Source organism: Caldimonas mangrovi (assembly GCF_023721835.1).
Taxonomy (GTDB): domain Bacteria; phylum Pseudomonadota; class Gammaproteobacteria; order Burkholderiales; family Burkholderiaceae_C; genus Caldimonas; species Caldimonas mangrovi.
Map to the genome: position 1 here is coordinate 209,801 of NZ_JAMKFE010000006.1, position 24,779 is coordinate 234,579.

The 24,779-nt window shown below is 65.1% G+C and carries 22 protein-coding genes and 1 tRNA gene; all 23 read left to right on the forward strand.

The window, feature by feature from the left end; genetic code table 11:
- Positions 1–72: 72 nt before the first annotated feature.
- The 23 genes from M8A51_RS12300 (at position 73) to M8A51_RS12410 (ending at position 24,777) form a co-directional block, all read left to right on the forward strand.
- The gene (locus M8A51_RS12300) at positions 73–585 is read left to right on the forward strand and encodes a low molecular weight protein-tyrosine-phosphatase (protein ID WP_251778872.1); all 513 of its coding nucleotides are present in this window, start codon (positions 73–75) and stop codon (positions 583–585) included.
- A gap of 137 nt (positions 586–722) precedes the next feature.
- Positions 723–1,253, forward strand: coding sequence for a Fe-S cluster assembly transcriptional regulator IscR (gene iscR / locus M8A51_RS12305; RefSeq protein ID WP_104358133.1), 531 nt, complete (start codon positions 723–725; stop codon positions 1,251–1,253).
- A gap of 78 nt (positions 1,254–1,331) precedes the next feature.
- Positions 1,332–2,552 carry an IscS subfamily cysteine desulfurase gene (locus M8A51_RS12310; protein ID WP_251778758.1) on the forward strand — a complete coding sequence of 407 codons (1,221 nt, stop codon included), beginning with the start codon at positions 1,332–1,334 and terminating at the stop codon, positions 2,550–2,552.
- Positions 2,553–2,572: 20 nt separating this feature from the next.
- Complete coding sequence (gene iscU / locus M8A51_RS12315) at positions 2,573–2,959, forward strand: Fe-S cluster assembly scaffold IscU (protein WP_251778759.1); 387 nt, start codon at positions 2,573–2,575, stop codon at positions 2,957–2,959.
- A gap of 17 nt (positions 2,960–2,976) precedes the next feature.
- Positions 2,977–3,300 carry an iron-sulfur cluster assembly protein IscA gene (gene iscA, locus M8A51_RS12320; RefSeq protein ID WP_251778873.1) on the forward strand — a complete coding sequence of 108 codons (324 nt, stop codon included), beginning with the start codon at positions 2,977–2,979 and terminating at the stop codon, positions 3,298–3,300.
- 43 nt (positions 3,301–3,343) lie between these two features.
- Entirely contained in the window at positions 3,344–3,862 is a 519-nt protein-coding gene (hscB, locus tag M8A51_RS12325) for a Fe-S protein assembly co-chaperone HscB (RefSeq protein WP_251778874.1), read from the forward strand.
- Between the two features lie 24 nt (positions 3,863–3,886).
- Entirely contained in the window at positions 3,887–5,743 is a 1,857-nt protein-coding gene (hscA, locus tag M8A51_RS12330; protein WP_251778760.1) for a Fe-S protein assembly chaperone HscA, read from the forward strand.
- Positions 5,744–5,772: 29 nt separating this feature from the next.
- The gene (gene fdx, locus M8A51_RS12335) at positions 5,773–6,111 is read left to right on the forward strand and encodes an ISC system 2Fe-2S type ferredoxin (RefSeq protein ID WP_251778761.1); all 339 of its coding nucleotides are present in this window, start codon (positions 5,773–5,775) and stop codon (positions 6,109–6,111) included.
- Positions 6,112–6,142: 31 nt separating this feature from the next.
- A complete protein-coding gene (gene dnaQ / locus M8A51_RS12340; protein ID WP_251778762.1) occupies positions 6,143–6,850 on the forward strand; it encodes a DNA polymerase III subunit epsilon in 708 nt (235 codons plus the stop codon).
- 57 nt (positions 6,851–6,907) lie between these two features.
- Positions 6,908–6,982: transfer RNA gene (locus tag M8A51_RS12345), tRNA-Val, on the forward strand.
- A 307-nt stretch (positions 6,983–7,289) separates the two neighbouring features.
- Positions 7,290–8,696 carry a TIGR03013 family XrtA/PEP-CTERM system glycosyltransferase gene (locus tag M8A51_RS12350; RefSeq protein WP_251778763.1) on the forward strand — a complete coding sequence of 469 codons (1,407 nt, stop codon included), beginning with the start codon at positions 7,290–7,292 and terminating at the stop codon, positions 8,694–8,696.
- Positions 8,697–8,758: 62 nt separating this feature from the next.
- Positions 8,759–9,394: an XrtA/PEP-CTERM system exopolysaccharide export protein gene (locus M8A51_RS12355; RefSeq protein WP_251778764.1), complete on the forward strand. Its 636-nt coding sequence runs from the start codon at positions 8,759–8,761 to the stop codon at positions 9,392–9,394.
- A 236-nt stretch (positions 9,395–9,630) separates the two neighbouring features.
- Positions 9,631–11,142 (forward strand): XrtA system polysaccharide chain length determinant, encoded by a 1,512-nt coding sequence (locus tag M8A51_RS12360; RefSeq protein ID WP_251778875.1) that lies wholly within the window; start codon positions 9,631–9,633, stop codon positions 11,140–11,142.
- A 14-nt stretch (positions 11,143–11,156) separates the two neighbouring features.
- Positions 11,157–12,098 (forward strand): XrtA-associated tyrosine autokinase, encoded by a 942-nt coding sequence (locus M8A51_RS12365; protein ID WP_251778765.1) that lies wholly within the window; start codon positions 11,157–11,159, stop codon positions 12,096–12,098.
- Positions 12,085–13,647 (forward strand): TIGR03016 family PEP-CTERM system-associated outer membrane protein, encoded by a 1,563-nt coding sequence (locus tag M8A51_RS12370; RefSeq protein WP_251778766.1) that lies wholly within the window; start codon positions 12,085–12,087, stop codon positions 13,645–13,647. Before M8A51_RS12365 ends, M8A51_RS12370 begins: the two co-directional genes overlap by 14 nt.
- Before the next feature lie 7 nt (positions 13,648–13,654).
- A complete protein-coding gene (locus M8A51_RS12375; RefSeq protein ID WP_251778767.1) occupies positions 13,655–15,787 on the forward strand; it encodes an XrtA/PEP-CTERM system-associated ATPase in 2,133 nt (710 codons plus the stop codon).
- Positions 15,788–15,925: 138 nt separating this feature from the next.
- Positions 15,926–17,437, forward strand: a complete 1,512-nt coding sequence (locus M8A51_RS12380) for an oligosaccharide flippase family protein (protein WP_251778768.1) — start codon at positions 15,926–15,928, stop codon at positions 17,435–17,437.
- Positions 17,434–18,222: a polysaccharide deacetylase family protein gene (locus M8A51_RS12385; protein ID WP_251778769.1), complete on the forward strand. Its 789-nt coding sequence runs from the start codon at positions 17,434–17,436 to the stop codon at positions 18,220–18,222. Before M8A51_RS12380 ends, M8A51_RS12385 begins: the two co-directional genes overlap by 4 nt.
- Complete coding sequence (locus M8A51_RS12390) at positions 18,219–19,394, forward strand: glycosyltransferase family 2 protein (RefSeq protein ID WP_251778770.1); 1,176 nt, start codon at positions 18,219–18,221, stop codon at positions 19,392–19,394. The genes M8A51_RS12385 and M8A51_RS12390 overlap by 4 nt, the downstream gene beginning before the upstream one ends.
- Positions 19,375–20,595 (forward strand): glycosyltransferase, encoded by a 1,221-nt coding sequence (locus tag M8A51_RS12395; protein WP_251778771.1) that lies wholly within the window; start codon positions 19,375–19,377, stop codon positions 20,593–20,595. Before M8A51_RS12390 ends, M8A51_RS12395 begins: the two co-directional genes overlap by 20 nt.
- Positions 20,579–21,772: a glycosyltransferase gene (locus tag M8A51_RS12400; protein WP_251778772.1), complete on the forward strand. Its 1,194-nt coding sequence runs from the start codon at positions 20,579–20,581 to the stop codon at positions 21,770–21,772. The genes M8A51_RS12395 and M8A51_RS12400 overlap by 17 nt, the downstream gene beginning before the upstream one ends.
- A 37-nt stretch (positions 21,773–21,809) precedes the next feature.
- Positions 21,810–23,618, forward strand: a complete 1,809-nt coding sequence (locus M8A51_RS26535) for an asparagine synthetase B family protein (RefSeq protein ID WP_251778773.1) — start codon at positions 21,810–21,812, stop codon at positions 23,616–23,618.
- On the forward strand, positions 23,611–24,777 hold the full coding sequence (locus M8A51_RS12410; protein ID WP_251778774.1) for a glycosyltransferase: 1,167 nt from the start codon (positions 23,611–23,613) through the stop codon (positions 24,775–24,777). The genes M8A51_RS26535 and M8A51_RS12410 overlap by 8 nt, the downstream gene beginning before the upstream one ends.
- The last annotated feature ends 2 nt before the right edge of the window (positions 24,778–24,779 follow it).

A 24,779-nucleotide genomic window follows, 5' to 3' on the forward strand; every position in this document is an offset into this window, starting at 1 on the left:
TGTCGAAAGCGCCGAATTATGCCGACGCTGCGCCGGCGAGCACATGGTCACGGCCCTAGACTGGCGGTCATGATGTTGTCGAAGCAGTCCTCCGTTGCCTCCGTTCTTTTCGTCTGCATGGGGAATATTTGCCGATCCCCGACCGCCGAAGGTGTGTTCCGGCGTCTCGTCGAGCAGGCCGGCCTGCAGAATCAAGTGCTGATCGACTCCGCCGGTACGCACGGTTATCACACCGGTGAGCCGCCCGACCATCGAGCCCAGCGCCATGCCGCCAAGCGCGGCTACGACCTCTGCCGGCTGCGCGCTCGTCAGGTCTCGGCCGCGGACTTCGAGCGTTTCGACCTGCTGCTCGTGATGGACTGGGTCAACCTGTCCGCGTTGGACGCCGAATGCCCGCCCGAGCATCGGCACAAGTTGCGGCGACTGATGGAGTTTGCGACCCGGCATGACAACGACGTCGTGCCAGACCCGTACTACGGGGCTCCGCAAGGGTTCGAGACAGTGCTCGACTACCTGGAGGATGCGTGTGCCGGCTTGCTGGCCCACCTGATGGAACGCGGCGTGCTGGTCTCAGGAACTTCCTGAGCAAAACTTGACCAAAAGAGTAGGCTTCAGGTAAAATTCGAGTAAATCAGTCGGAAACAACCGAGGGTTTACCCGGGCCACAAGCTGTTTTGGGTTCAACACTTCAGCGCGCAGCTGAAAGCTTTAAGGAGCTTGCCATGCGTCTCACCACCAAGGGCCGTTTCGCCGTCACCGCCATGATCGATCTCGCGCTGCGCGAGCATCAGGGCCCGGTGGCGCTGGCCGCCATCAGCCAGCGGCAGCAGATCTCCCTTTCCTATCTCGAACAGCTGTTCGGCAAGTTGCGTCGTCATGAGTTGGTGGAGAGCACCCGTGGTCCCGGCGGCGGCTACTCGCTCGGCCGCAAGGCGGAGGAAATCACCGTAGCAGACATCATTGTGGCGGTCGACGAGCCGATCGACGCGACCGGTTGCGGCGGCAAGGAAAACTGCATGAGCGACCAGGGCCGCTGCATGACGCACGACCTCTGGGCCAGCCTGAACGCAAAAATGATCGAGTATCTCGACTCGATCACGCTGAAGAAGCTGGTGGAGGACCAACTTGCCCGTGGCATTTCTATCGAGGAGCAGCCAGTCAAGCGGGCCATCTCGAGCCAGCCGGTGGTCAAGCCGATCAAGGTCAACGCACCCAATTCGGTGTTCGCGCTGGGCAACGCGTTCTCGAAATAAGGCCCGAGTGCGGGCCGCTGCGCGTCTTTTACCGTTTTTTTGCCAGCCGGGGCCTGCAAGGCTCCTGACGCAAGCATCATGGACATGACTCCCCACTTCCCGATCTACATGGATTACGGCGCCACCACGCCGGTCGACCCGCGCGTGGTCGATGCCATGATTCCCTGGCTGCGAGAACACTTCGGCAATCCTGCCTCGCGTAGCCATGCGTGGGGGTGGGAGGCGGAAGCCGCTGTCGAGAAGGCGCGCGAGCAGGTGGCGCAATTGATTGGCGCGGATCCGCGCGAGATCGTCTGGACGTCCGGCGCGACCGAGTCGAACAACTTGGCATTGAAGGGCGCAGCGCATTTCTACAAGAGCAAGGGCAAGCATCTCGTCACGGTCAAGACCGAGCACAAGGCCGTGCTCGACACCTGCCGCGAACTGGAGCGTCAGGGTTTCGAGGTGACCTATCTCGATGTCCAGGAAGACGGCCTGCTCGATCTGGAGCGTTTCAAGGCCGCGTTGCGCCCGGACACGATCCTGGCTTCGGTGATGTTCGTCAACAACGAGATCGGCGTGGTTCAGGACATTCCCGCCATCGGCGCACTTTGCCGTGAGCGCGGCATCATCTTCCACGTCGATGCGGCGCAGGCCACCGGGAAAGTCGAGTTTGACCTCTCGAAGCTGCTGGTCGACCTGATGAGCCTGGCCTCGCACAAGACCTACGGCCCCAAGGGCATTGGTGCACTATACGTGCGGCGCAAGCCTCGCGTGCGTCTCGAGGCCCAGATGCACGGTGGCGGCCATGAGCGCGGCATGCGTTCGGGCACCTTGCCGACGCACCAGATCGTGGGCATGGGCGAGGCCTTCCGCATCGCGCGCGAGGAGATGGGCACCGAGGCCGAACGCATTCGCATGCTCCAGCAGCGCCTGCTGAACGGACTGAAGGACATAGAGCAGGTCTTCATCAACGGGCACCTGGAGCGCCGGGTGCCGCACAACGTCAACGCGTCGTTCAACTTTGTCGAAGGCGAATCGCTGATCATGGGCATCAAGGGCATTGCGGTGTCTTCCGGCTCGGCCTGCACCTCGGCCAGCCTGGAGCCCAGCTACGTGCTGCGGGCACTCGGCCGCAGCGACGAGTTGGCGCATTCGTCCCTGCGCATGACGATCGGCCGCTTCACGACCGAGGAAGAGATCGACTATGCCGTCAGCACGCTGAAAGACCGCGTCTCCAAGCTGCGCGAACTGTCGCCGCTGTGGGAGATGTACAAGGACGGCATCGATCTCAGCACCATCCAATGGACCGCGCACTGATCAAGCAGTAGGAGAGTGACATGGCATACAGCGACAAGGTGATCGACCACTATGAGAACCCCCGCAATGTGGGTTCATTCGAAAAGGGCGACGAGACCATCGGAACCGGCATGGTCGGCGCGCCCGCCTGCGGTGACGTCATGAAGCTGCAGATCAAAGTGAACCCGGTGACCGGTGTCATCGAGGACGCGCGTTTCAAGACCTACGGCTGCGGCTCGGCGATTGCCTCGAGTTCGCTGGTGACCGAATGGGTCAAGGGCAAGACGCTGGAAGAGGCGGTGACGATCAAGAACACGCACATTGCCGAGGAACTGGCGTTGCCGCCCGTGAAGATTCACTGCTCGATCCTGGCCGAAGATGCGATCAAGGCAGCCGTGCAGGACTACAAGGCCAAGAAAGCGCATTGATGGGTGGGTTGGACGCCATGGCGGTGACATTGACCGAAGCAGCAGCACGGCACGTGACGCGTTACCTGGCCAAGCGCGGCCGGGGTGTCGGGGTGCGCCTGGGCGTGAAAACGACCGGCTGCTCCGGTCTGGCCTACAAGCTCGAATATGCCGACGACGTGGCGCCCGAGGACCATGTGTTCGAGGGCCACGGCGTGAAGGTGCTGATCGACCCGAAGAGCTTGCCTTATCTTGAGGGCACCGAGTTGGATTTCGTGCGCGAAGGCTTGAACGAAGGATTCCGCTTCAACAATCCGAACGAGAAGGACCGCTGCGGATGCGGCGAGTCGTTCCGGATCTGACGGGCGTGGCACACCCGGCTCGGGGCTTGCCGTGACCGGCGGGATCAAGCTCGATCTCAATGACTTCGAGTTGTTCGACGTGCCGGAACGCTTCGATGTCGAGCGCGCGTTGCTCGACGAGCGCTGGAAGGCGCTGCAGGCTCGCGTTCACCCCGATCGATTCGCTTCTCAAGGCGCTGCGGCGCAACGCGTGGCCATGCAGTGGGCCGTCCGCGTCAACGAGGCGTATCAGCGCTTGAAGGATCCGCTCAAGCGGGCCAGCTATCTGTGCCAGTTGCGCGGTGCGCCGATACAGGCGGAGAGCAACACCGCCATGCCGGCCGACTTCTTGATGCAGCAGATGGCCTGGCGCGAGACGCTCGACGAGGCGCAGGGCGAGGGCGAACTCGATGCGTTGGCCGAGGAGGTACGTTCCCGGCACCGGCAGATGCTGGACACCCTGCGGGAATGCCTTGACGTACGCGGGGACTTTGCCGCTGCCGCGCAGCAGGTGAGAGCCCTCATGTTCGTGGAGCGCTTTGCCGAAGACGTCGATCGACGGCTCGACGCCCTGGGACAATGACCAAGGTCTGTTGACGTTCATATCATGGTTTTGCTACAGATTTCGGAGCCCGGGCAGTCGCCCGATCCGCATCAGCGGCGCATCGCGGTCGGTATCGACCTCGGCACGACGCATTCATTGGTTGCCGCCATTCGCAACGGCGTGGCCGAATGCCTGCCGGACGATCGCGGCCGGGTCATCCTGCCGTCGGCCGTGCGGTATCTCGGCGAAGGGCGTCGCCAGATCGGTTTCGACGCGTTGGCCGAACAGGCGAACGATCCCGAGAACACGGTCGTTTCGGTGAAGCGCTTCATGGGACGTGCCGTGGTTGATGTACAGGGCCGCGAACGCCTGCCCTATCGTTTCATCGACGCGCCCGGCATGCTGCAGATCGAAACCCGCGAAGGGCCGAAGTCTCCGGTGGAGGTGTCGGCGGAGATACTCGCGACGCTGCGCTACCGCGCAGAGGACACCTTCAACGACGACCTGTTCGGCGCCGTCATCACCGTACCGGCCTACTTCGACGATGCACAGCGTCAAGCGACCAAGGATGCCGCCAGGCTGGCCGGTCTTGACGTGCTGCGCCTGATCAACGAGCCCACCGCCGCAGCGATCGCCTACGGGCTCGAGAACGGGTCCGAAGGCTTGTATGCGGTCTATGACCTTGGGGGCGGCACCTTCGACATTTCGCTGCTGCGTCTGACGAAGGGCGTGTTCGAGGTGGTGGCGACCGGCGGGGATTCAGCGCTTGGCGGCGATGACTTCGACGGCATGCTGGCGCAGTGGGTGCTGGAGCAGGCCGACGTGCAGGCGCGCAGCCCGCAGGACAAGCGCGCCGTACTGGTCGCCGCACGTGCCGCCAAGGAGGCGCTGTCGTCGGCGGACGCGGTGCGCCTGCGCTGCACCATCGACCGGCGCGAGATCGATCTCGAAGTCACGCGTCGGCGTTTCGACGAACTCACGGCGCCGCTCGTGGAGCGTACGCTGGTCTCGGTGCGCAAGGTGCTGCGCGACGCGAAGGTCGGCCGAGACGAAGTGCAAGGCGTCGTGATGGTCGGGGGCTCGACCCGCATGCCACGCGTGCGCGAAGCCGTCGGCGAGTTCTTCTCGCGTGAGCCCCTGACCAATCTGAACCCCGACGAAGTGGTGGCGCTCGGTGCCGCAGTGCAGGCCAATGCGCTGGCCGGCAACCACGAGAACGGCGAGTTGCTGCTGCTCGACGTGATCCCGCTGTCGCTGGGCCTGGAGACCATGGGCGGGCTCGTCGAGCGCATCGTGCCGCGCAACAGCACGATCCCGACCGCACGCGCGCAGGACTTCACGACCTACAAGGACGGCCAGACGGCGATGGCGATCCACGTGGTGCAAGGGGAGCGTGAACTGGTGTCCGACTGCCGTTCGCTGGCACGCTTCGAGTTGCGCGGCATCCCGCCGATGGCCGCAGGTGCAGCGCGCATCCGCGTGACCTTCCAGGTGGACGCCGACGGGCTGCTCAACGTGTCGGCGCGCGAAGAGGCCTCCGGGGTCGAAGCATCAGTGGCCGTCAAGCCGAGCTACGGCCTGAGCGACGAACAGATCGCGCGCATGCTGCAAGAGGGCTTCTCGACTGCCGAGAGCGACATGAAGTCCCGTGCGCTGCGCGAGGCGCGTGTGGAGGCCGACCGACTGCTGCTGGCGACGCACGCTGCGCTCGACCGTGATGGTGATCTGCTTACGCTCGATGAGCGCAGGCAGGTCGATGCACTGATGGAACAACTCGGCGCGCTGGCTGCGCAGGACGATCACGGTGCGATCGAGGCTGCTGTCGAGCGGCTTGCGAAGGGCACCGAAGCGTTCGCCGCCGAACGCATGAACCGCAGCATCCGCCAAGCGCTGACCGGACGCAGCGTCGAAGAGGTCTGAACGCCGAGCGTCGCACACAAGAGCACCACATGCCCATCATCAAGATCCTGCCTCACAGTGAGTACTGCCCCGAGGGCAAGGAGATCGAAGCGCCGGCCGGCACGTCGATCTGTGAAGCGCTGCTCGACCACGACGTGGAGATCGAGCACGCCTGCGAAATGAGTTGTGCCTGCACCACCTGCCATGTGGTGGTGCGAGAGGGCTACGAGTCATTGAACGAGCCGGACGAGAGCGAAGAGGACTTGCTCGATCGCGCGTGGGGGCTGGAGCCGCAGTCGCGGCTGTCGTGTCAGGCCATCCTGGCGCAGAAGGACGTGACGATCGACATTCCGAAGTACTCGATCAATCACGCCAAGGAAAAGCACTGACCCGTGCGAACTGCCGCTCCATAATCGCGGCATGTCCCGACAGATATTCCTCGACACCGAAACCACGGGCCTGAGCCCCGAGTCCGGCGACCGCATCATCGAGATCGGTTGCGTTGAAATGGTTGACCGGCGACTGACCGGCAACAACAAGCACTTCTACCTCAACCCCGAGCGCGCCAACAGCGAGGACGCGGTCAAGATCCACGGCCTGACCGACGAGTTTCTCGCTGACAAGCCGTTGTTCGCCGCTGTCGTCGACGAGTTGATGGAGTATCTCTCGGGCGCCGAGATCGTCATCCACAACGCGAGCTTCGACGTCGGTTTCCTCGACGCCGAACTGAGGCGGCTGGGTCGGCCGAAATTCGCGACGCAGGTGGGAGCGGTGGTCGACAGCCTGCTGATGGCCCGCGAGATGTTCCCGGGCAAGTCGAACTCGCTGGATGCCTTGTGCAAGCGGTTGGAGGTCGACAACTCGAATCGAGCGTTGCACGGCGCCTTGCTGGACGCCGGGCTGCTTGCGGAGGTGTACATCCAGATGACCCGCGGCCAGGAGTCGCTGGTCATCGAGGAGCAGGAAGACACCACCCAGGAGATCGTCGTCGAGAAGATCGATCTGACACAGTTCCGCCTGGTGGTGTTGCGGGCCAGCGAAGCCGAGAGAGAGGCCCACGACGCGGTGCTCAAGGCGATCGACAAGTCTTCCGGCGGCAAGACAATCTGGCAAGAAGCTGTGGCATAATCTCGGTTTCCCTGAATTGGGGCCCGAAAGAGCAGCAAGGTTCGGGAAGCCAGATTCGGGTGGTTAGCTCAGCGGTAGAGCACTGCCTTCACACGGCAGGGGTCACAGGTTCAATCCCTGTACCACCCACCAGGACAGAGAAGCCCGCAGTCGAAAGCGACTGCGGGCTTCTTTTTTTGCGTCAACCCGGCGATGCTCACCTGCTTATCACGCGGACCGGCCGCGGGTGTAAGCAAGCTACCCTGGTTTCTTTTTGTCGGCGTGGCAGCCCGGAGCATCAAGTTTCTGCTCTGCAAGCACGGAGAACCCCTCACCTAAGGGGGGCGCTACACCCATTCGCAGGATTGTTCGTCACGGAAGGATGTGCAGAATCGGTTGCATTGGTTTCACCTGTTTACCAGGGTGAAAAAACGCTACCCAGCCCCTGAGGGAGGACACGATGAGGGTGTTCCGGCTTTTTCATCATCACGTTGCCCTTTCCACGTTGCTTGAGCTGTTCGCAGACAGCTTGCTGTGCTTTCTGGCGGCAATGTTCATTGCGTCGGCACTGCGCATGGTGCCTGGCGAAGAAGGTGGGTTGGCAATGCAGTCCGGCATGATGTGGCTGGCCGGCGGCTTTGCCGCCGTGATGCTGTTGCTTTACTCGTTCGTCGGCCTGTACCGTAGTGGTGCCAAGCCGATGGGCCTCGGCACCATCATCCAGCGCGCGCTGCTGGCCATCGTGGTGGGGGCCTACGTCACCTATCTGCTGCTCGAGTCGGTTGCAGGCGGCAGTCCCGGGGGCTACGTGGTTGGGGTGGCAATGCTGTACCTGCTGACGGGCCTCGTGGTCGTCCGGGTGGCGGTCTTCATGGTGCAGAAGGCGGTGGGTGTGCCGCGTGTGCTGATCGTCGGCACGGGTGCCGACGCACAGGGCGTCGCACGTGATCTGGCGACGCTGCGTCGGATCGAGCGGCACGTCGTCGGGTTTTATCCGACGTCGGAAAGCGCGGAAGGCATGCGCCCGGACCAACGCGTGTTCTCGCGTGAGCGTTCGATCGAGGAACTCGTCGCGGAGCATGGCATCGACGAGATCATCGTCGCGGCACGGGAGCAACGTGGCGGGGGGTTGCCGATGGACCAACTGCTCGCCTGTCGCATCGCGGGAACCCCCATCCTCGACTTGGCCGGCTTCTACGAGCGCGCCCGCGCCGAAGTGCCGATCGACAGCCTCAAGGCGAGCTGGCTGATCTACAGCCAGGGTTTCGTGCAGGGGCCTGCACGCAAGGCGGCCAAGCGTGCATTCGATGTCGTCACGTCGGCGGCTCTGCTGGTGCTGTCGTCGCCGATCATGCTGCTGACGGCATTGGTGATCCGCCTCGACAGTCCCGGGCCGATCATCTACCGGCAAGAGCGCGTGGGCCTTGGTGGCCGCAGCTTCATGTGCCTGAAATTCCGCAGCATGACCGTCGATGCGGAAAAGGACGGTGTCGCTCGCTGGGCCACGCAGAACGACGCGCGTGTCACACGTGTCGGTGCCTTCATCCGCAAGACACGGATCGATGAATTGCCGCAACTGCTGAGCGTGCTGCGCGGGGAGATGAGCATGGTGGGCCCGCGGCCCGAGCGCCCGAGCTTCGTCAAGCAGTTGAAAGAACAGATTCCGTTCTACGATCTGCGCCACAGCGTCAAGCCCGGCGTGACGGGTTGGGCGCAAGTCCGCTACAGCTACGGCGCTTCGGTGGAAGATGCGCGCAGGAAGCACCAGTACGACCTGTACTACGTCAAGAACAACTCGCTGTTCCTGGATGTGCTGGTGTTGATCGAGACCGTCAGCGTCGTGCTGTTCCGCGAGGGTTCTCGCTGACTGTGCCGGGGCGCGGCGGACGAAGTCGCGGCGCGCCATGTACGGTTTTGGAAAGGTTGCTCATGGATCAGAAAATTTCTTTCGCCCGCATGCGGAGCGGCTTCGGGGCAGCAACTGCTGCCCTGACCGTTCTGATCTCCGGCTGCGGCAGCATCGGCAGCTACCCGCCGGCACCGACTGTCGCTGACACGCCCGACCATCGCTACAAGATTGGTGCGCTCGACACGTTGAACGTGGTGGTGTGGCGCAACCCGGAGCTTTCGTCCACCGTCTCGGTGCGTCCCGATGGGCGGATCTCGACGCCGCTGGTCGAGGATGTCATGGCCGCAGGGCGCAACCCGGTGGATTTGGCCCGCGAACTCGAGAAGGTGCTCTCGAAGTACATTCGCGACCCGGTGGTGACCATCGTCGTCAGCGGGTTCCAGGGCACCTTCTCGGAGCAGATCCGCATCGTCGGCGAGGCTGCACGACCGCAGGCCGTTCCGTACCGCCAGAACATGACCATCCTCGACGTGATGATCCAGTCCGGAGGGTTGACCGACTTTGCAGACGGCAACGCAGCCGTGCTCGTGCGTGGCGCCGAAGGCGGCAAGCAGTACAGCGTGCGGCTCAAGGACCTGCTCAAGCGGGGCGACATCTCCGCCAACGTTGGCGTGAAGCCGGGCGACATCATCATCGTGCCGCAGAGCTGGTTCTGATATAGCAGACGGCAAAGGCAGAACCCGCGATCGCGATGTCGGACGTCGCGGTGCGGGCCGTCTCCTGCAGGGGACCGGCGTGCCGGTCCCGTTGTGTTTGTAGCGGGCAGCCGCCTGTGGTTGCTGCGCTCGGCGCTTGCAGGAGTCGATCGACAAAACATCGGTGTGAACAACAGGCCGCCTGAACCGGCGGAACTCGGATGGAAACGACTGAGGTGATACGCCAGATCAGGACGATGCTGCGAGGCGTCTGGCGTCGCCGCTGGGCCGGACTGGCCGCGGCTTGCGTCGTCGCGCTGCTCGGAGCGGTCGGCGTGGCCCTGATGGAAGATCGCTACGAAGCCACTTCGCGCGTGTACGTCGACACTCAGTCGGTGCTGAAGCCGCTGATGGCCGGGCTGGCCTTTCAGCCGGATATCGATCAGCAAGTCCGGATGCTGGCTCGTACGCTGGTGTCTCGGCCCAACGTCGAGCGGCTGATGGACATGCCCGAAATCGCGTTGTCGCCGGCCGACCCTCGCGAGCGCGAGAAGGCGCTGATGAAGCTGATGGACAAGATCAAGGTGACGCCGAGCGGCGGCGGCAACCTCTACACCATCAGCTATCGCGACACGGACCCGAAGCGCGCGCGCCGTCTGGTGGAAGGCCTCGTGAACCTGTTCATGGAGTCGAGCATCGGAAGCAAGACGCGTGATTCTCGCGAGGCCGGTCGCTTCATCGACGAGCAGATCGCGGAGTACGAGCAGAAGCTGGTGGAGTCCGAGAATCGCCTGAAGGACTTCAAGCTGCGCAATTTTGGTGTATCAGGTGTCTCCAACCAGGACTATTTCGCTCGCATCTCCGAGTTGTCCGATCAAGTGGGGCGGCTGCGCATCGAGTTGAGTGCGGCGGAGCAGTCGCGCGATGCCTTGCGGCGCGAACTGTCGTCCGAGGAACCACAACTGCCACCGGAGTCCCTGCCGACCAACGGCATGCTGCCGATTTCAGAGATCGATGCACGTCTGCAGGCGCAGAAGCGCCAGCTCGACGAGTTGCTGCGTCGCTATACCGACGAACACCCGGACGTCGTCGCGACGCGTCGCACGATCGCCCAGATCGAAGAACAGAAGCGCCGCGAGGCCTCGATGCGGGGGGACGGCAAAGGGCGGGGCGCGGCGACCAATCCGGTATTTCAGCGTATTCGTATGTCGCTTGCCGAGGCGGAGGCCAACGTGGCTTCGTTGCGTACTCGGCTGCAGGCACAGCAGGCGCGGCTCGACCAGATCCGCGCGCTTGCCACCCGCATACCCCAGGTCGAGGCAGAGCTGGCGCAGCTGAATCGCGACTACGACGTCATACGCAAGAACTACGAGCAACTGGTGGCACGGCGGGAAGCAGCTTCGCTCGGCGTCAAGATCGATCAGACTTCGCAGTTGGCCGATTTCCGTCTCGTCGAGCCGGCCAGTGTGTCGCCGACCCCGGTATTCCCGAACCGCAAGGTGCTTGCCGTGCTGGCGGTGCTGGCGGCCGTCGGCTGCGGCATCGCGGCGGCTTTCGGGCTGTCGCAGCTGAGTCCGTCGTTCGACAACGAACGCTCTCTGCGCGAGCTGACCGGCCGACCGGTGCTCGGCACGATATCCATGGTCCTGAGCACTTCCATGCGTGTGCAGGAACGGCGTGCCTGGCTTGGTTTTACCGGAGCTTTCGGATTGTTCCTCGCGGCGAACGCGGCATGGCTGGCCTGGGTGGCCATCCAGGGTCGCCTGTAAGAAGGGAAGCACCGATGAGCATCATCGAGCAGGCGGCCAAGCGGCTGGAAGAGCTCCAGCGGGCAGGTGTGGAAGTGCCCTGGGCGGCCGCAGGACTCAGCCGGCAGGAGTTCGATACGCTGGTGGAGAGCGGGCAGAAGGGCGGCCAGGGCGTCTCGCTGCGTGCCGTGCCTGCTGCCTCCGGTGATCCCGGCGGGGTGCCGGTGGTGCGGTCCCAGGAGGACATCGAGCGCCGTTCGCGTTCGATCGAGCTTGCACTGGGGGCGCTCGGGCAAGCCGGATTCCTGGTGCCCGGGCAGCCTCGCACCGAGCTGGCGGACGAGTTTCGCGTCATCAAGCGGCCGCTGATCAAGAACGTGCAAGGCGACTCGGCGGCTCCGGTCGAGCGAGCCAACCTGATCCTCGTGACCAGCGCGATGCCGGGCGAGGGCAAGACCTTCACGGCCGTCAATCTTGCGCTGAGCATCGCGATGGAAGTGGACAAGACGGTGCTGCTGGTCGACGCCGACGTCGTTCGGCCTTCTCTGATGCAGCGGCTGGGCGTGGTCGAGCCGGCCAAGGGGCTGCTCGATGTGCTGAACGACGCGTCGCTCGATCTGTCGGACGTTCTGCTGAAGACCAATGTTCCCAAGTTGACACTGCTGCCGGCCGGCACGCCGTGCGGCAATTCCACGGAGCTGCTGGCAAGCGCGGCGATGGAGCGCCTGCTCGACGAACTGGCGAGCAAGTATTCGGATCGCATCATCGTGTTCGATGCGCCCCCGCTGTTGCCGACCACCGAGTCGAGGGTGCTTGCGGCACGTGCTGGCCAGGTCGTCATGGTCGTCGAGGCCGACCACACTTCACGCAACACGGTGGAAAAAGCCTTTGCGACAGTGGAGAGCTGCCCGGTCGTGATGTCGGTGCTGAACAAGTCCCGCGATTCCTCTGGGGCCAACCGCTATGGCTACTACTGAAGCTCGGTCGTCGCCGCTTCGCTCGCTGAAACCGCTGGCCTGTCTGGCTGCCGCAGCGTCGTTGTCGGTCGTCCATGCTCAGCAGTTGCAACAACCGGCCTCGCTCGCGGAAGCGGAAATCACCGCGACGCTGACCGCCACCGACAACAGCGGGTACACCGATGCTCGAGAGTCGCGCGGCGACACCCTGCTGAGCGTCGAGCCGCGTCTGCGTCTGAACACGCGCGGCGGCCGCGTCAGCGTGCAGGGCGAGGTCGGTGCCAGTGCACTGCGCTATCTGCGCGGCACGCAGCCGGATCGCGTCTTGCCGCAGGCGTTGCTCGGCATGCAATCCACGCTGGTCGAGCGCTGGGTTTACCTCGATGCGTCGGCGGCAGTCGACCAGACTGCCTCGAATCCGTACGCCGCGCGTCCGGACGGCGCCTCCTCGTTCAACCAGATCACGACGCGCCGACTGAAGCTGTCGCCGTACGTCGAGCACCGGTTTGCTCCGGAACTGTCCTTCACGGCTCGCAGCGACCACGCCTGGACACGCCGAAACGGCCGTCAGTCGGCAGATGACCCTCGGCGGGATGCCTACGAACAGCAGCAGACCGTGCGTCTGGAGCAGCAACCGCTGCCTTTCGGCGGCAACATCGAGTACCTGCGGCAGGACACGCGCTACGCCGGCGACGCCGAGTCGGTCCTGACGCTCGACACGTTGCGCGCGGTGGCGAACTATGCGGTAGATCCGCAACTCGTGCTCGGCGTCATTGCCGGCAGAGAACGCAGCGAGTTCGCGCTGCGCAGGCATACCGATACGCTGTATGGCGTGCGTGCCAGCTGGCAGCCGACCGAGCGGACCGACTTGAGCGCCGCGGTAGAGCACCGCTTCTTCGGCACGGGCTGGACCGCCCAGTTCACTCACCGCACTCCGTTTCTCTCGATCAACCTGCGCTCGTTCCGCGAGCCGACGGCCCAACCGAGTTCGCAAATCCTGTCGCCAGGCGGTGGTACGACGTCTGAGCTGCTGGACGCCATCCTGACCACCCGCTATCCGGACCCCGTGGCGCGTGAAGCGTTGGTGCGCACCATCATCAACGATCTCGGTTTACCCGAGACCCTCAGCGGCCCGGTGGAGGTTTTCGCCGACTATGCGCAGCTGCAGCAGGGGACCAGCCTGAGCGTCGCACTGCTCGGTCGTCGAACGACGCTCGCGCTGGCCGTGCACGCACGGCGGTACCGCCAGTTGGCCCGCTCCGACGATCCGCTGGGCCCCGACGCGAGCTTCGCATCCGACAATGAACAACTCGGAGTGTCGATCGACCTGACGCGCCGACTCACACTCCAGACCTCGCTGAGCCTGGCCTTGCGCGCGTCTCGCGTGGAAGGCCTGGGCCACCGGAACGGCGACTTCACCCGCGAGAAGTCCGCGCGTCTGAGCCTGCAGCATGCACTGTCACCCGATACGTCCGTGACCTTGGGCGCAAGACGCCAGTTGCTGGACTCCAACGTCTCCGCCTCGGCTCGGGAATCTGCTGCATTCGCCGCCGTGAACCATCGTTTCTGATCCCAAGATGTACGAATCGCACTTCGGGCTCAGCGGCCCGCCGTTCCAGCTCAACCCTGACCCGGCCTTCTACTTCGACAGCCGTGGGCACAGCAATGCGCTGGCTTATCTCAAGTTCGGCGTTTATCAGGGCGAGGGCTTCATTGTCGTCACCGGCGAGATCGGCGCCGGCAAGACGACGCTGGTGCGCACGTTGCTGGAGGGGCTGAACCCGGAGCAAGTGGTCGCTGCCCAGGTGGTCAGCACGCAGCTGGAGTCCGGCGACCTGTTGCGTTCCATCATTACCGCGTTCGGCATTCCGCCGCTCGGCACCAGCAAGGCGCATCTGATCGCCACGCTCGAGGGTTTCCTGACCGCGCTGGCGGCGAAGAACCGGCGTGCGTTGCTGATCGTCGACGAGGCGCAGAACCTCAGTCTGGAGGCGATCGAAGAGTTGCGCATGCTGTCGAATTTCCAGCTCGGCAAGCAGGCATTGCTGCAGAGCTTCCTCGTCGGTCAACCCGAGCTGCGGGCGCTGCTCGAGTCGAAGTCGATGGAGCAGTTCCGCCAGCGCGTCATCGCGTCGTGCCACCTCGGGCCGCTCGACGACATGGAGACTCGCGCCTACATCGAGCACCGCATGCGCCGTGTCGGCTGGAAGGACGTCCCGCACTTCGAACCCGAAGCGTTCGATGCCATCCACCGCTGGACCGGCGGCATTCCGCGGCGGGTCAACCTGCTGTGCAACCGCCTGCTGCTGGCCTGCTTCCTCGGGGGCGAAGAGGTCATCTCGGCCACGCAGGTCGAGCAGACCGCCCGTGAACTGCGTGGCGAGGTCGGCGAATCGACCATCGCTCCTCCGATGACGCGGCCCCGGGAGCGCGAGGCGGCCGAGCCGGTCGAGCGCGGCGCGGCACGTCTTCCCGAAGCGGTGACAGCGGCGTCGGATGTGGTTCGCTACAACCATGGCCAGGCCGGCCCTCTGCATGCGCCTCTCGTGTGTCTCGTCGACGGGCCGATGGCGTACCTGAAGGCGGGTGCGATGGCGCAGGTGCTGCGCGACCAGCGCGACCTGCCCGTGGTCGTCTCGGTCAATCCCGGTACCGAGGACGCGGTGGCCACCGGCAAGGAACTCGACGGCGCGTTGCCGTTGCCCGGCATCGAGATCCACCTCGGCGCTGCTTCGGACGGTTACGCGCAACAGGCCGCCACCGCCCAGTTGCGTTTTGACGCGCTGCTCGACGAACTGCAGCCGCGGGCCGTGCTCGCTTTGGGCGCGACCGATGCCGTGCTGGCCTGCAGCCTGGTAGCACTCAAACGTGGCGTGCCCTTGCTGCGCATGGACGCCGGCGTGCGCGGCGCACAGCGCGGACCGGCCGTTGAGCTGAACGCGGTACTGCTGGACCGCATGGCCGATGTGCTCTACACGAGCAAACTCACCGCGCACTACACGTTGTATCGCGAGGGTATTGCCTCGACGCGCGTGCACTGCGTCGGCAGCCTCATGGAGAACCTGCTGCATGCGGCCTTGCAGCGAGCCCTGACGCCTGAGGAAGCGCTGGCCGGTGCCGGAGTGCCGGACGAATGCCTGAAGCAGCCGCAAGGGTATGCGCTGGCGACGATACGGTGCGCCACCGGGGCGGAGGCCGAGAAGACGCTGCGCGAGGTGCTGCAGATCCTCGCGGTCCTCAAGGGTGAGATTCCGGTGTTGTGGACAGCCGATTCCGCCACGCTTGCAGCGTTGAAGGCCGCCGGCGCCGAGAAGCAACTGCGCAAGTCCGGCGTCATCGTGCTGCCTCGGTTCGGCTATCTGGAGATGGCAAGTCTGATTCGGCGTGCGACCTGCGTGCTGCAGGGCACCGACACGCGCTGGTCGGAGGAATGCGCCACGCTCGACGTTCCCTGCTTTGTGCTCGCCGTGCGTGGCAGTGCCCTGCCGTCGGCAGACGACGCTGCGGGACAAGCCGTCGTCCGCAATGCCGACGAGGCGGTGCGCGCAGTGCACGAAGCGATCCGCATGCGCAGCAACAAGGAGGAGCAAGTCGAAGCCTATTGGGACGGAGGCCCGGCAATGCGCATCGCGCAGCATCTGCGCGGAGTGCTGCCGAAGCGGGACGCAGCCGGGGACGCGAGCGATGCGACGTGGTCTGCAGCGTCCTGAAGTTCGGCCGAATTTGACGAGGGAGGCGCAGGGGACATTTGCGCTGCGCCCGCGCGCGGTGCTCACTTCACGATCGGCCGGTGTATCGGCGGCCCTCGCAGGCCGGCGCATTCCGGCCGTCCCTTGCTTCGCGATGCCATGTTGAAACGCCTCATCTTCCACGTCTCGAACTACTCTGCCGGCAGCCTGCTGGTGACGTTGGCGAGCATTGTCTCGTTCCCCATTCTCACGCGCCTGCTGACGGTCGACGAATACGGCGTGATGAACCTCGTCGCGACAGCGTTGTCGCTGCTCGTCGGTGTCGCCAAGCTCGGTGTGCAGCATTCCGCCGTGCGCTTCTACAGCGAGATCAAGGCCGGCAAGCGCAACGTCGGGCTCGACGCGTATGTCGCCACCGTGGTATTCGGCATGGCGGGCGTCGGTCTGATCGCCACGCTGGCGTGGGCCGGCGCGAGCCAGCTGATGCCCGATTCGTTCTGGAACGACGCTCGCTTGAAGCCGTTGCTGCTGCTGACAGCCGGACTGATCTTCATCCGCGTCGTCGACAGCTCCTTCGTGAACCAGCTGAGGGCCGAGGAGCGCAGCCGCGAGATCACCGTCTACAACGTCGTGCGGCGCTATGCGGGGCTGGCGCTGCTGCTGTTCGTGCTGTTCTTCGTGGCGCGCGACCTGTGGGGTTTCTACGCCGCGACCATCATCGGCGAGGCAGCCGCTACGCTGGTGCTTGCAGCGTGGATGTGGAAGCAGCTACGTCCGCGGCTGCGCGATTTCGATGCGCCGCTGTTTCGCTCCATGCTGGCCTTCGGCATCCCGATGATCGGTTACGAGCTGGCCTCGATCATCCTGTCGATGGGGGACCGCTATGTGATCCAGGCGCTGCTCGGGGCAGAGCCGCTCGGCTTCTATTCGGCCGCCTACAACCTGTGCGATTACGTGCGCATGATCTTCCTCGCGTCGTTCGGCGCCGCCGTGCTGCCGATGTACGTGCGCATGTGGGAAGAGAAAGGGCGTGACGAGACGGCTGCCTTCCTGCGCCGCTTCATGCACATCTACACCATGGTGGCGATGCTGGTCGTCGCTGGACTCTCGGCGGTCGGCGGGGAGCTGATAGCCTTTCTCGCCTCCGATAAGTACCGGGCTGGCGCGCAGGTGGTGCCCTATGTGATCGGCGGTATGGCCCTCGACGGCCTCGTGATGGTGGCCGGCGCGGGGTTATACATCGAGAAACGCACCAAGACCGTGATGCTGCTGGTCGTTGCCTGTGCGGCCGTCAACATCGGTCTGAACCTGGTGTTGATCCCTGTCTGGGGACTGGTCGGCGCTGCTGCGGCGACGCTGATCGCCTATGCCGGGCTGCTGGCGTTGTCGATGGCCTTCGGCAGGCGGTGCCTGCCGGCGCAGATTCCGCTGGTGTCGGTACTCAAGTTCGGCGGCATCGCGTGGGCAATGTACCTCGTGCTGGTGCGCATCGATGTCGGCGGCGATTTCGCGACACTGGCTGCGCGCATGACGACAGGTGCTGCCCTTTACATGGCGCTGACGCTGCTCGTCGACGCCGACGCGCGGCAATTGCTGACGACCGGCTGGAACAAGCTGCGCCGGCTCAAGACCGGCGGCCCTGCTGCAACGACGAACACGGAGCCGACATGAAAACCGTTACCGTCCTGATGTACCACGCCGTGAGCGACGTGACAGGGCAAAGCCAGGGGGCCGATCCGCATTACTCGGTCACGCGCACTCAGTTCAGGCGTCACCTCGAGCTGGTCTCGGCAGCCGGGGGCCGGGCGGCGAGCGTGGCGAGCCTGCTGGCCCAGCCGGACGCCGGGAATCCGCGCGTCGGCTTCACGTTCGACGATGGGCATGCGAGCAATGCCGATGCAGCGGCGGACCTGGTCGAGCATGGCGGCAGCGCAGACTTCTTCGTCAACCCGAGCACGGTCGGCACGCCGCACCATCTCAGCTGGGCCGCACTGCAGGACATGGCGACCGTCGGCATGTCGATCCAGTCGCACGGGCAGCACCATCGCTATCTCGACGAACTGCCCGAGCGTGAGGTAGAGGCAGAGCTGGCCGACTCCAAGCATGAGATCGAAGATCGCATCGGCCGTCCGGTGACCTTGTTCGCGCCGCCGGGCGGACGCGTCGCCCCAGGCCTCGGCGAGTTGGCCGGGCGGCTGGGCTATCAGGCGGTATGCAGCTCGCGCGTCAGTCTCTGGCAGCGCGACGCCGGCGCCTGGGACGTGCCGCGGCTGGCGGTGCTGGCCTCAACGACGGATGTTCAACTGCGCCGGTGGGTCGAGCAGCGCACTTGGGAACTGGCGGCACGGCAGTTGCGTTACCGGGTGCTTGCCGCCGCCAAGAGCGCCCTCGGCAATGGCCGCTACGAACGTGTGCGGCGTGCACTGCTCGGCGGCGCCGGGGAGGGGGGGCGGTGATCGAGGCGCTTTTCTTTCTGTCGCTGGCGGCGCTGGGTTATACCTACGCCGGCTACCCGGCCGTGGTCTGGATGTGGGCGCGTGTGTGGCCGAAGCCGGTGGCGCGCGCGGCACACGAGCCGGCGGTCGCGATCGTCGTTGTCGCCTATAACGAGGCCAGTCGCCTCGGTGACAAGCTGGAGAGCTGCCTGGCGCAGGACTATGCCGGGCGTTTGCGTGTGGTCGTCGCGTCCGATGGCTCGAACGACGGCATGAACGAATTGGTCGAGTCCTACCGCCACCGGGGCGTGACGCTGCTGCCCTTCGCGCAGCGTCGCGGCAAGGCGGCCTGCCTGAACGATGCAGTTGCCGTCTGCGACGAGGACGTTATCGTATTCACCGATGCTCGGCAGCGGCTCAACCGCGAGGCGGTCCGCTGTCTCGTCGAGAATCTTGCCGACCCGAAAGTCGGAGCCGTCAGCGGTGAGCTGGTGTTCGTCGCGGACGACATGACGCCCTTTGCCGAGGGCGTCGACGCGTACTGGAAGTACGAGAAATTCATCCGCCAGCAGGAGTCGCAGGCGTACTCGGTGGTCGGCGTCACCGGGGCACTGTATGCGTTGCGGCGCACGAGCTTCCGGCCGATTCCGCCCCAGACCATACTCGATGACGTTGCCATTCCGATGAACGTCGCGATGCAGCGCCTGCGCGTGGTGTTCGACAAGCGCGCTCACGCCTACGACCGGCCGTCGCACGCGCCGCAACAAGAGAGGATGCGCAAGGTGCGGACGCTGGCGGGCAACTTCCAGCTCGTGGCGATGACGCCGCAGCTGTTGCTGCCGTGGCGCAACCCGATCGTGCTGCAGTTCGTCTCGCACAAGCTGATGCGGCTGCTCGCGCCGGTGGCGATGGGGGCCCTGCTGTTGTCCAACCTGGCGCTGCTGGGCAAGGGCGGGTTCTACCGAGGGTTCTTCGCGCTGCAGCTTGCCGGTTACGCCTTGCCGCTGCTGGGTGCTGTGTCGCAGCGCGCGGCGCGCTGGAAGCCGGTGAAGATCGCGAGCGCCTTCCTGCTGCTCAACTGGTGCGTCGTTCTCGGCGCACGCGAATTCCTGTCGAACAAGAACGCGCATCTTTGGCGCTCGAAACCCACGGCCTCCGGGGTGGCGGCGACCGATGCGCATCCCCCGAGGTGAGGGCAAGGTGAGAGTCGTCTATTTCGTGTCGCTGTTTCCTTGCTGGTCGGAGACCTTCATCGTCCGCGAGCTGCACGAGCTGCTGCGCTTGGGCGTGGACGTGCGCATCATCTCGTTGAAGGATCCCGAAGAGAAGCTCGTGCAATCCGACGCCCAGGCGCTGCTGGACCGGGTGAGCTACCCGGTCCGTGGCTGGCGTGGTGCGTGGGAGGTGTTGCGCGGCACGGCGAGTCGCCCGGTGCAGACACTGAAGGAGCTGGGCTCCATCTGCCTGCAGCTGGCGCGGCACCCCACCGCGCTGGCGAAGACCCTGGTGGTCTGGTGGCGCACGCTGGCGTTGGTGCCGACGGTGCGCTGCCTTGCGCCCGATCACCTGCATGCCCATTGGGCCACCTACCCCTCGACCGCGGCGATGATCGTCTCGCGCCGCACCGGGGTGCCGTTCAGCTTCACTGCGCATGCGCACGACATTTTCCTCGAGCACCATCTGCTCGCTGACAAGATCCGCCGTGCGGCTTTCGGCGTCACGATCTCCGAGTTCAATCGGCGCTACCTTGCCGAGCGCATCAACGAGCAGGCGAGCGAGCGCATGCGCATCGTGCACTGCGGCGTGTCGCCGGGCGAGATTCCGTTCCAGGCGGGCGGGCGTGAGCCGGGTTTGATCGTGGCCGTCGGGCGGCTCGACGAAATCAAGGGGTTTTGCCATCTGGTCGCCGCCTGCGAATTGCTGGCGAACTGGAAGGTGCCGTTCGAGTGCATCGTCATCGGCGAAGGCCGGTTGCGAGCCGATCTCGAGCGGCAGATCGCGACGGCCGGGCTGCAAGAACGGGTGCACCTGCCCGGTGCCTGCAAGCAGGAAGAAGTGCGCCGCCACCTGTCTCGCGCCAGCGCTTTCGTGCTGCCGTCGGTCGTGACGGCAGCTGGAGACCGCGACGGCATTCCGGTCGCAATGATGGAGGCCATGGCCAGCGGCGCACCGGTCGTCTCGACCTATGTGTCGGGTATTCCGGAGCTGGTCGAGGACGACGTCAGCGGCTTGCTGGTGCAGCCGGGCGAGGCCGAAAGCCTGGCAGGCGCCTTGAGGCGGCTGCTGACGCAACCTGCGCTCGGCATGCGCCTGGCACAGAATGCGCGCGATAAGGTCGAACGCGAGTTCGACGTGGCCAAGGAGGCACGCAAGCTCTATGAAGCCTTCGCCTGAGGCCGCGATGAACGATACCGGCAAGACCCGAGTGCTGCTGCTGACCGACGAGATGGAAGTCGGTGGTACGCAGCGCCAGATCGTCCACATTGCCAAGGGGTTGGACCGCGGTCGCTTCGAGCCGAGCGTGCTGTTCTTTCGCAACCGCTCCTTCTTTGCCGACGAACTGGAGTCCGCCGGCGTGCCGGTGATCCAGGTCGAGAAGCGTGGGCGCATCGACCTGCGCTTCGTGCGCGAGCTGACAACCCGGCTGCGTGACGGGCGCTACGACGTGATGCACTGCTTCGCCTTCTCGGGCGAGCTGTGGGGCGCAGCGGCAAGGCGCTTGCTCCTGCCGGCGAAGCGGCCTGCGCTGATGTCGTCGGTACGAGGCACCTACGAGTGGTATTCACCGCTGCAGTGGCGCGTCAAACGCTGGGTCTCGAGGCAGTCGACGGCGGTCATTGCCAACTCCACCGCGGGCGCTGTCTACGCGCAACAGAAGATGGGGCTTGCCGGACATGCGATCGATGTGATCTACAACGGTGTGGAGATGCCCGTCACGGCATCCGGTACGGTCGATGCGCTGCGCGAGTCGCTGAGCCCGCATGCAGAGGCTGCGTTGGGCGTTTTCGTGGGGCGCTTGATCGTCCACAAGAACCTGCCGACGCTGCTGCGCGCGTGCCGGCTGTTGCGCGAACGTGGCGTGGCGTTGCGCTTCGCGATCGCAGGCGACGGGCCGCTGCGCAGTGAACTCGAGGCGCAGATCCTCCACCTCGGGCTGCAGCAGGAGGTATTGCTGCTTGGTCAGCGCTCCGACGTGGCCGAACTGATGGCGGCGTCCGACTTCGTCGTGCTGCCGTCGTTGCGGGAAGGACTGTCCAACGTGATTCTGGAGGCCATGATGAGCGGCAAGCCGGTCATTGCCTCGCGCGCCGGGGGCAACGTTGAACTCGTCGAGCACGACCGCACCGGTCTGCTGTTCGAGACCGAGAATGCCGCGGCGCTGGCCGATGCGATCCAGGCCCTGGCGCAGGACCCGGCGCGTCGTCGTGCACTCGCCGACGCCGGCCGCGCACGTTCCCACGAACGTTACAGTGTGCCCGCGATGGTGCGGGCGTTCGAGAACCGCTATGCAGAGGCCGCCGCGCTCCGCTGCGCCGGTGCCCTCATGTCGACAAGAAGAACGGTAGGTTGAAAGTATGTCAGGCCCTTTGGGAGAGTTTCTGGTTTGTGTGAGTGCCGCAGGCGAGGTGCCGCCGCTCGATCGGCTGCGCGACCTCGGCCGGTGGCCGGCCTGGCGCGGAGCGCCTGCCGAGGTGCACTGCAGCACCCCGGCCCCCGGCATTGCGGTATGGACGCGCGGTGACGTGCAGCAGGCCGGCGACTCGCACGCGGGTGGCATTGGCCTGGCCATGGAGCCGGGTGGCGCAGGCGAGCCGGCAGCTGTCGCGCTGCGACGCTGGATCGCTGAGCGACGCTGGTCGAACGAGGGCTTGCGCGGGCGCTACGGTTACGTGCTGTGGGATGCGCGCGCGCGCCGCGTGATGGCCTGCGTCGACCCGTTTCGCACCTACCCGATCTACCATGCGGCTGCCGGCGACTGCCTGTTGATCGCCAGTGATCTGCGACTGATCCTCGCCACCGGGCTGGTGCCGGCGCGGGTGTCGCTGCCGGCGCTGTACCACTACCTCAACTTTTCGTACGTGCCGGCGCCGCACTGCGCGATCGAAGGCATCGCGAAGCTGCCGGCAGGTCACTGCCTCGAAGGCCGTCCTGGCGCGACCGAGGTGCGCAAGCACTGGGACGCGGTCTATCCCGCAGATTTGCGCGGCAGCGACGACGAGCGGGCCTCCGGATTGCGTCAACGGATGATCGACGCGGTCTCGGGCTACCGTCCTTTGTCCGACGCCGCCTGGGGCACTTTTCTGAGCGGCGGAACCGACAGCTCCAGCATTGCGAGCATCCTGTCGCGCACGGCCGGCTCGCACAAGGTGTCGAGCTTCTCGATCGGCTTTGCCGAAGAAGGCTACGACGAGCTGGCCTACTCCCGCTTGGCCGCACAACGCTTTGGGCTCGACGGGCACGAGCGCTCGGTCGGCGAGGCCGATGCACTGGCGGCGATTCCGCGGCTGGTCGATGCCTTCGACGAGCCCTTCGGCAACTCGTCGGCCATCCCGACCTACTATTGCGCCGATCTGGCCGCGCAAAACGGTGTCGAGCTGCTGGTGGCCGGTGACGGCGGCGACGAGATCTATGGTGGCAACGAACGCTACCGCAAGGACCGGATCTTCGAATGGTTCCACCGATCACCCGCGCTGGTGCGCGGTGCGGGCGCCATGCTCGCCGGCGCGCTGAAGGGTGTGGACACACGGCTTGCAAACCGTGTGAAGAACTTCGTCTACCGTGGCAGCCTGCCCAACCCCGACCGCTTCTATAGCGACGACTCATTCGCCTCGGAACAGTTCGAGGAACTGCTGAGCGCCAGCTTCCGTGACCACGTGGGCCGCGACGATTCGCTGGATGTGCAGCGCGCCATCTATCGCATGGCGCAGGCCGACTGCAACCTGCATCGTCTGATGTACCTGGACCTGAAGATGACCATCGCCGACAACGACGTGGTCAAGGTCGTGCGCGCTTCGCGCCTTGCCGGCACGCAGGTGGCCTTTCCCTATCTGGACCGGGAACTGGTCGAGTACACCGGGCGCCTGCCCGGCAACGACAAGGTCAGGGGCCTGGAGAAGCGCTACCTGTTCAAGCGCGCTACCGAGGACATTCTTCCGGTGGAGATTCGCAAGAAGAAGAAGCAGGGCTTCGGCCTGCCCGTCAGCGTGTGGTTGCGGCGCCCCGGCCCCTTCCGCGACATGGTGAACGAGGTCGTGCTGTCACCGAAGGCGGCCGGCCGCGGCTACTTCAACCGGGAACACGTGGAGCATCTGATGAAACGCCACGAACGCGGCGCGTGGGATCACTCTGCCGAGATCTATCTCCTGCTGATGCTCGAACTGTGGCATCGCCAGTATGTCGACGGTCAGCATGGATAAGAGCGTCGCCTCTGTCCTGATGGTGCTCGAGAGCGTCTTCCCGACCAAGGGCGGCGGCGGGGCCGAGTCGCAGGTACGCACCCTCGGTCGTCACATGCGGGCTCGCCATCTGGAGGTTTCGGTGGTGGTTCCGATGGTGTCCTACGGACCGCAGCTGGCGTGCGACTCGGTGGACGGCATCACGGTGCGGCGCATCACCTATCCGAAGCTGCCCCTCCTCGGTGCAGCGTCGATGCTGTTCAAGCTCGGTTGGTTGCTGTATGCGCGCCGGCGGGAATACTCGGTGATTCACGCGCACATCGCCGGCAACATGGCCGCCGTGAGCTGTCTGATGGGGCGCTTGCTCGGCAAAACGGTGGTCGTGAAGCTGACCGGCATGACCGAAATGCTGGGAGGCATTCTGGATCCCCGGCCGAGTTGGCTCAATCGTCTGAAGAGGCTGGCGCTGCGCGGCGCTGACCACTACCAGGCGACCAGCTCGCGGATCGGCCGGATGCTGGTCGAAAGCGGGTTCGATGCCGGCAAGGTGCGCCTGATTCCGAACGCGGTCGACACGGACCGCTTCGCCTCGGTCGAGCGAGATGCGGCTGTGCGGCGCGAGTTGTGCGGAGAACGGCCGCTGATCGGCGTGTACGTCGGGCGTCTCGTGCCGGAGAAAGGGCTGGAACTGCTGCTGGACGGCTGGGCACGGGTGTTCCGCGAGCGGTCGGACGCCGCGCTGATTCTTGTCGGCGACGGCGTCCTGCGCGACGCCCTGGTGCAACGGGCACAAGGGCTGGGCATTGCAGACCAAGTGCATTTCACCGGGCCGAGCGATGCCGTCGAGGGCTATCTCGCATTGGCAGATTTCGGTGTTCTCACCTCGCTCAGCGAGGGTTTGTCCAACACGCTGCTCGAGTACATGGCAGCCGGTTTGCCGGTGGTCGGGTCACGCGTCAGCGGCACCGAGGACTTCGTTCGGCCGGGCGAGACCGGCTGGCTGTTCGAACCGGGCGATGTGGGTGACTTCGAGCATTCACTGCGCGCGGCCGCTGAAGCAGGGCCACCCGTCCTCGACAGGATGGGCACCAATGCACGCGGCCTGGTCGTCTCGCGCGCGTCGATCGGCTCCGTCGTGCAACAACTCGCCGCGCTGTACGGAGTACCGCAAATTGCGTGAAC

Excerpts from the sequence above, each read along its gene's own strand:
- M8A51_RS12375 (WP_251778767.1), top strand. The coding sequence starts at position 13,655 with ATGTACGAATCGCACTTCGGGCTCAGCGGCCCGCCGTTCCAGCTCAAC.
- hscA (WP_251778760.1), top strand. The coding sequence starts at position 3,887 with ATGGTTTTGCTACAGATTTCGGAGCCCGGGCAGTCGCCCGATCCGCAT.
- M8A51_RS12410 (WP_251778774.1), top strand. The coding sequence starts at position 23,611 with ATGGATAAGAGCGTCGCCTCTGTCCTGATGGTGCTCGAGAGCGTCTTC.
- iscU (WP_251778759.1), top strand. The coding sequence starts at position 2,573 with ATGGCATACAGCGACAAGGTGATCGACCACTATGAGAACCCCCGCAAT.
- M8A51_RS12360 (WP_251778875.1), top strand. The coding sequence starts at position 9,631 with ATGCTGCGAGGCGTCTGGCGTCGCCGCTGGGCCGGACTGGCCGCGGCT.
- M8A51_RS12385 (WP_251778769.1), top strand. The coding sequence starts at position 17,434 with ATGAAAACCGTTACCGTCCTGATGTACCACGCCGTGAGCGACGTGACA.
- M8A51_RS12310 (WP_251778758.1), top strand. The coding sequence starts at position 1,332 with ATGGACATGACTCCCCACTTCCCGATCTACATGGATTACGGCGCCACC.
- M8A51_RS12395 (WP_251778771.1), top strand. The coding sequence starts at position 19,375 with ATGCGCATCCCCCGAGGTGAGGGCAAGGTGAGAGTCGTCTATTTCGTG.
- M8A51_RS12400 (WP_251778772.1), top strand. The coding sequence starts at position 20,579 with ATGAAGCCTTCGCCTGAGGCCGCGATGAACGATACCGGCAAGACCCGA.
- M8A51_RS12355 (WP_251778764.1), top strand. The coding sequence starts at position 8,759 with ATGGATCAGAAAATTTCTTTCGCCCGCATGCGGAGCGGCTTCGGGGCA.
- fdx (WP_251778761.1), top strand. The coding sequence starts at position 5,773 with ATGCCCATCATCAAGATCCTGCCTCACAGTGAGTACTGCCCCGAGGGC.
- M8A51_RS12370 (WP_251778766.1), top strand. The coding sequence starts at position 12,085 with ATGGCTACTACTGAAGCTCGGTCGTCGCCGCTTCGCTCGCTGAAACCG.
- iscR (WP_104358133.1), top strand. The coding sequence starts at position 723 with ATGCGTCTCACCACCAAGGGCCGTTTCGCCGTCACCGCCATGATCGAT.
- M8A51_RS12380 (WP_251778768.1), top strand. The coding sequence starts at position 15,926 with ATGTTGAAACGCCTCATCTTCCACGTCTCGAACTACTCTGCCGGCAGC.
- dnaQ (WP_251778762.1), top strand. The coding sequence starts at position 6,143 with ATGTCCCGACAGATATTCCTCGACACCGAAACCACGGGCCTGAGCCCC.
- M8A51_RS12365 (WP_251778765.1), top strand. The coding sequence starts at position 11,157 with ATGAGCATCATCGAGCAGGCGGCCAAGCGGCTGGAAGAGCTCCAGCGG.
- M8A51_RS12350 (WP_251778763.1), top strand. The coding sequence starts at position 7,290 with ATGAGGGTGTTCCGGCTTTTTCATCATCACGTTGCCCTTTCCACGTTG.
- iscA (WP_251778873.1), top strand. The coding sequence starts at position 2,977 with ATGGCGGTGACATTGACCGAAGCAGCAGCACGGCACGTGACGCGTTAC.
- M8A51_RS12300 (WP_251778872.1), top strand. The coding sequence starts at position 73 with ATGTTGTCGAAGCAGTCCTCCGTTGCCTCCGTTCTTTTCGTCTGCATG.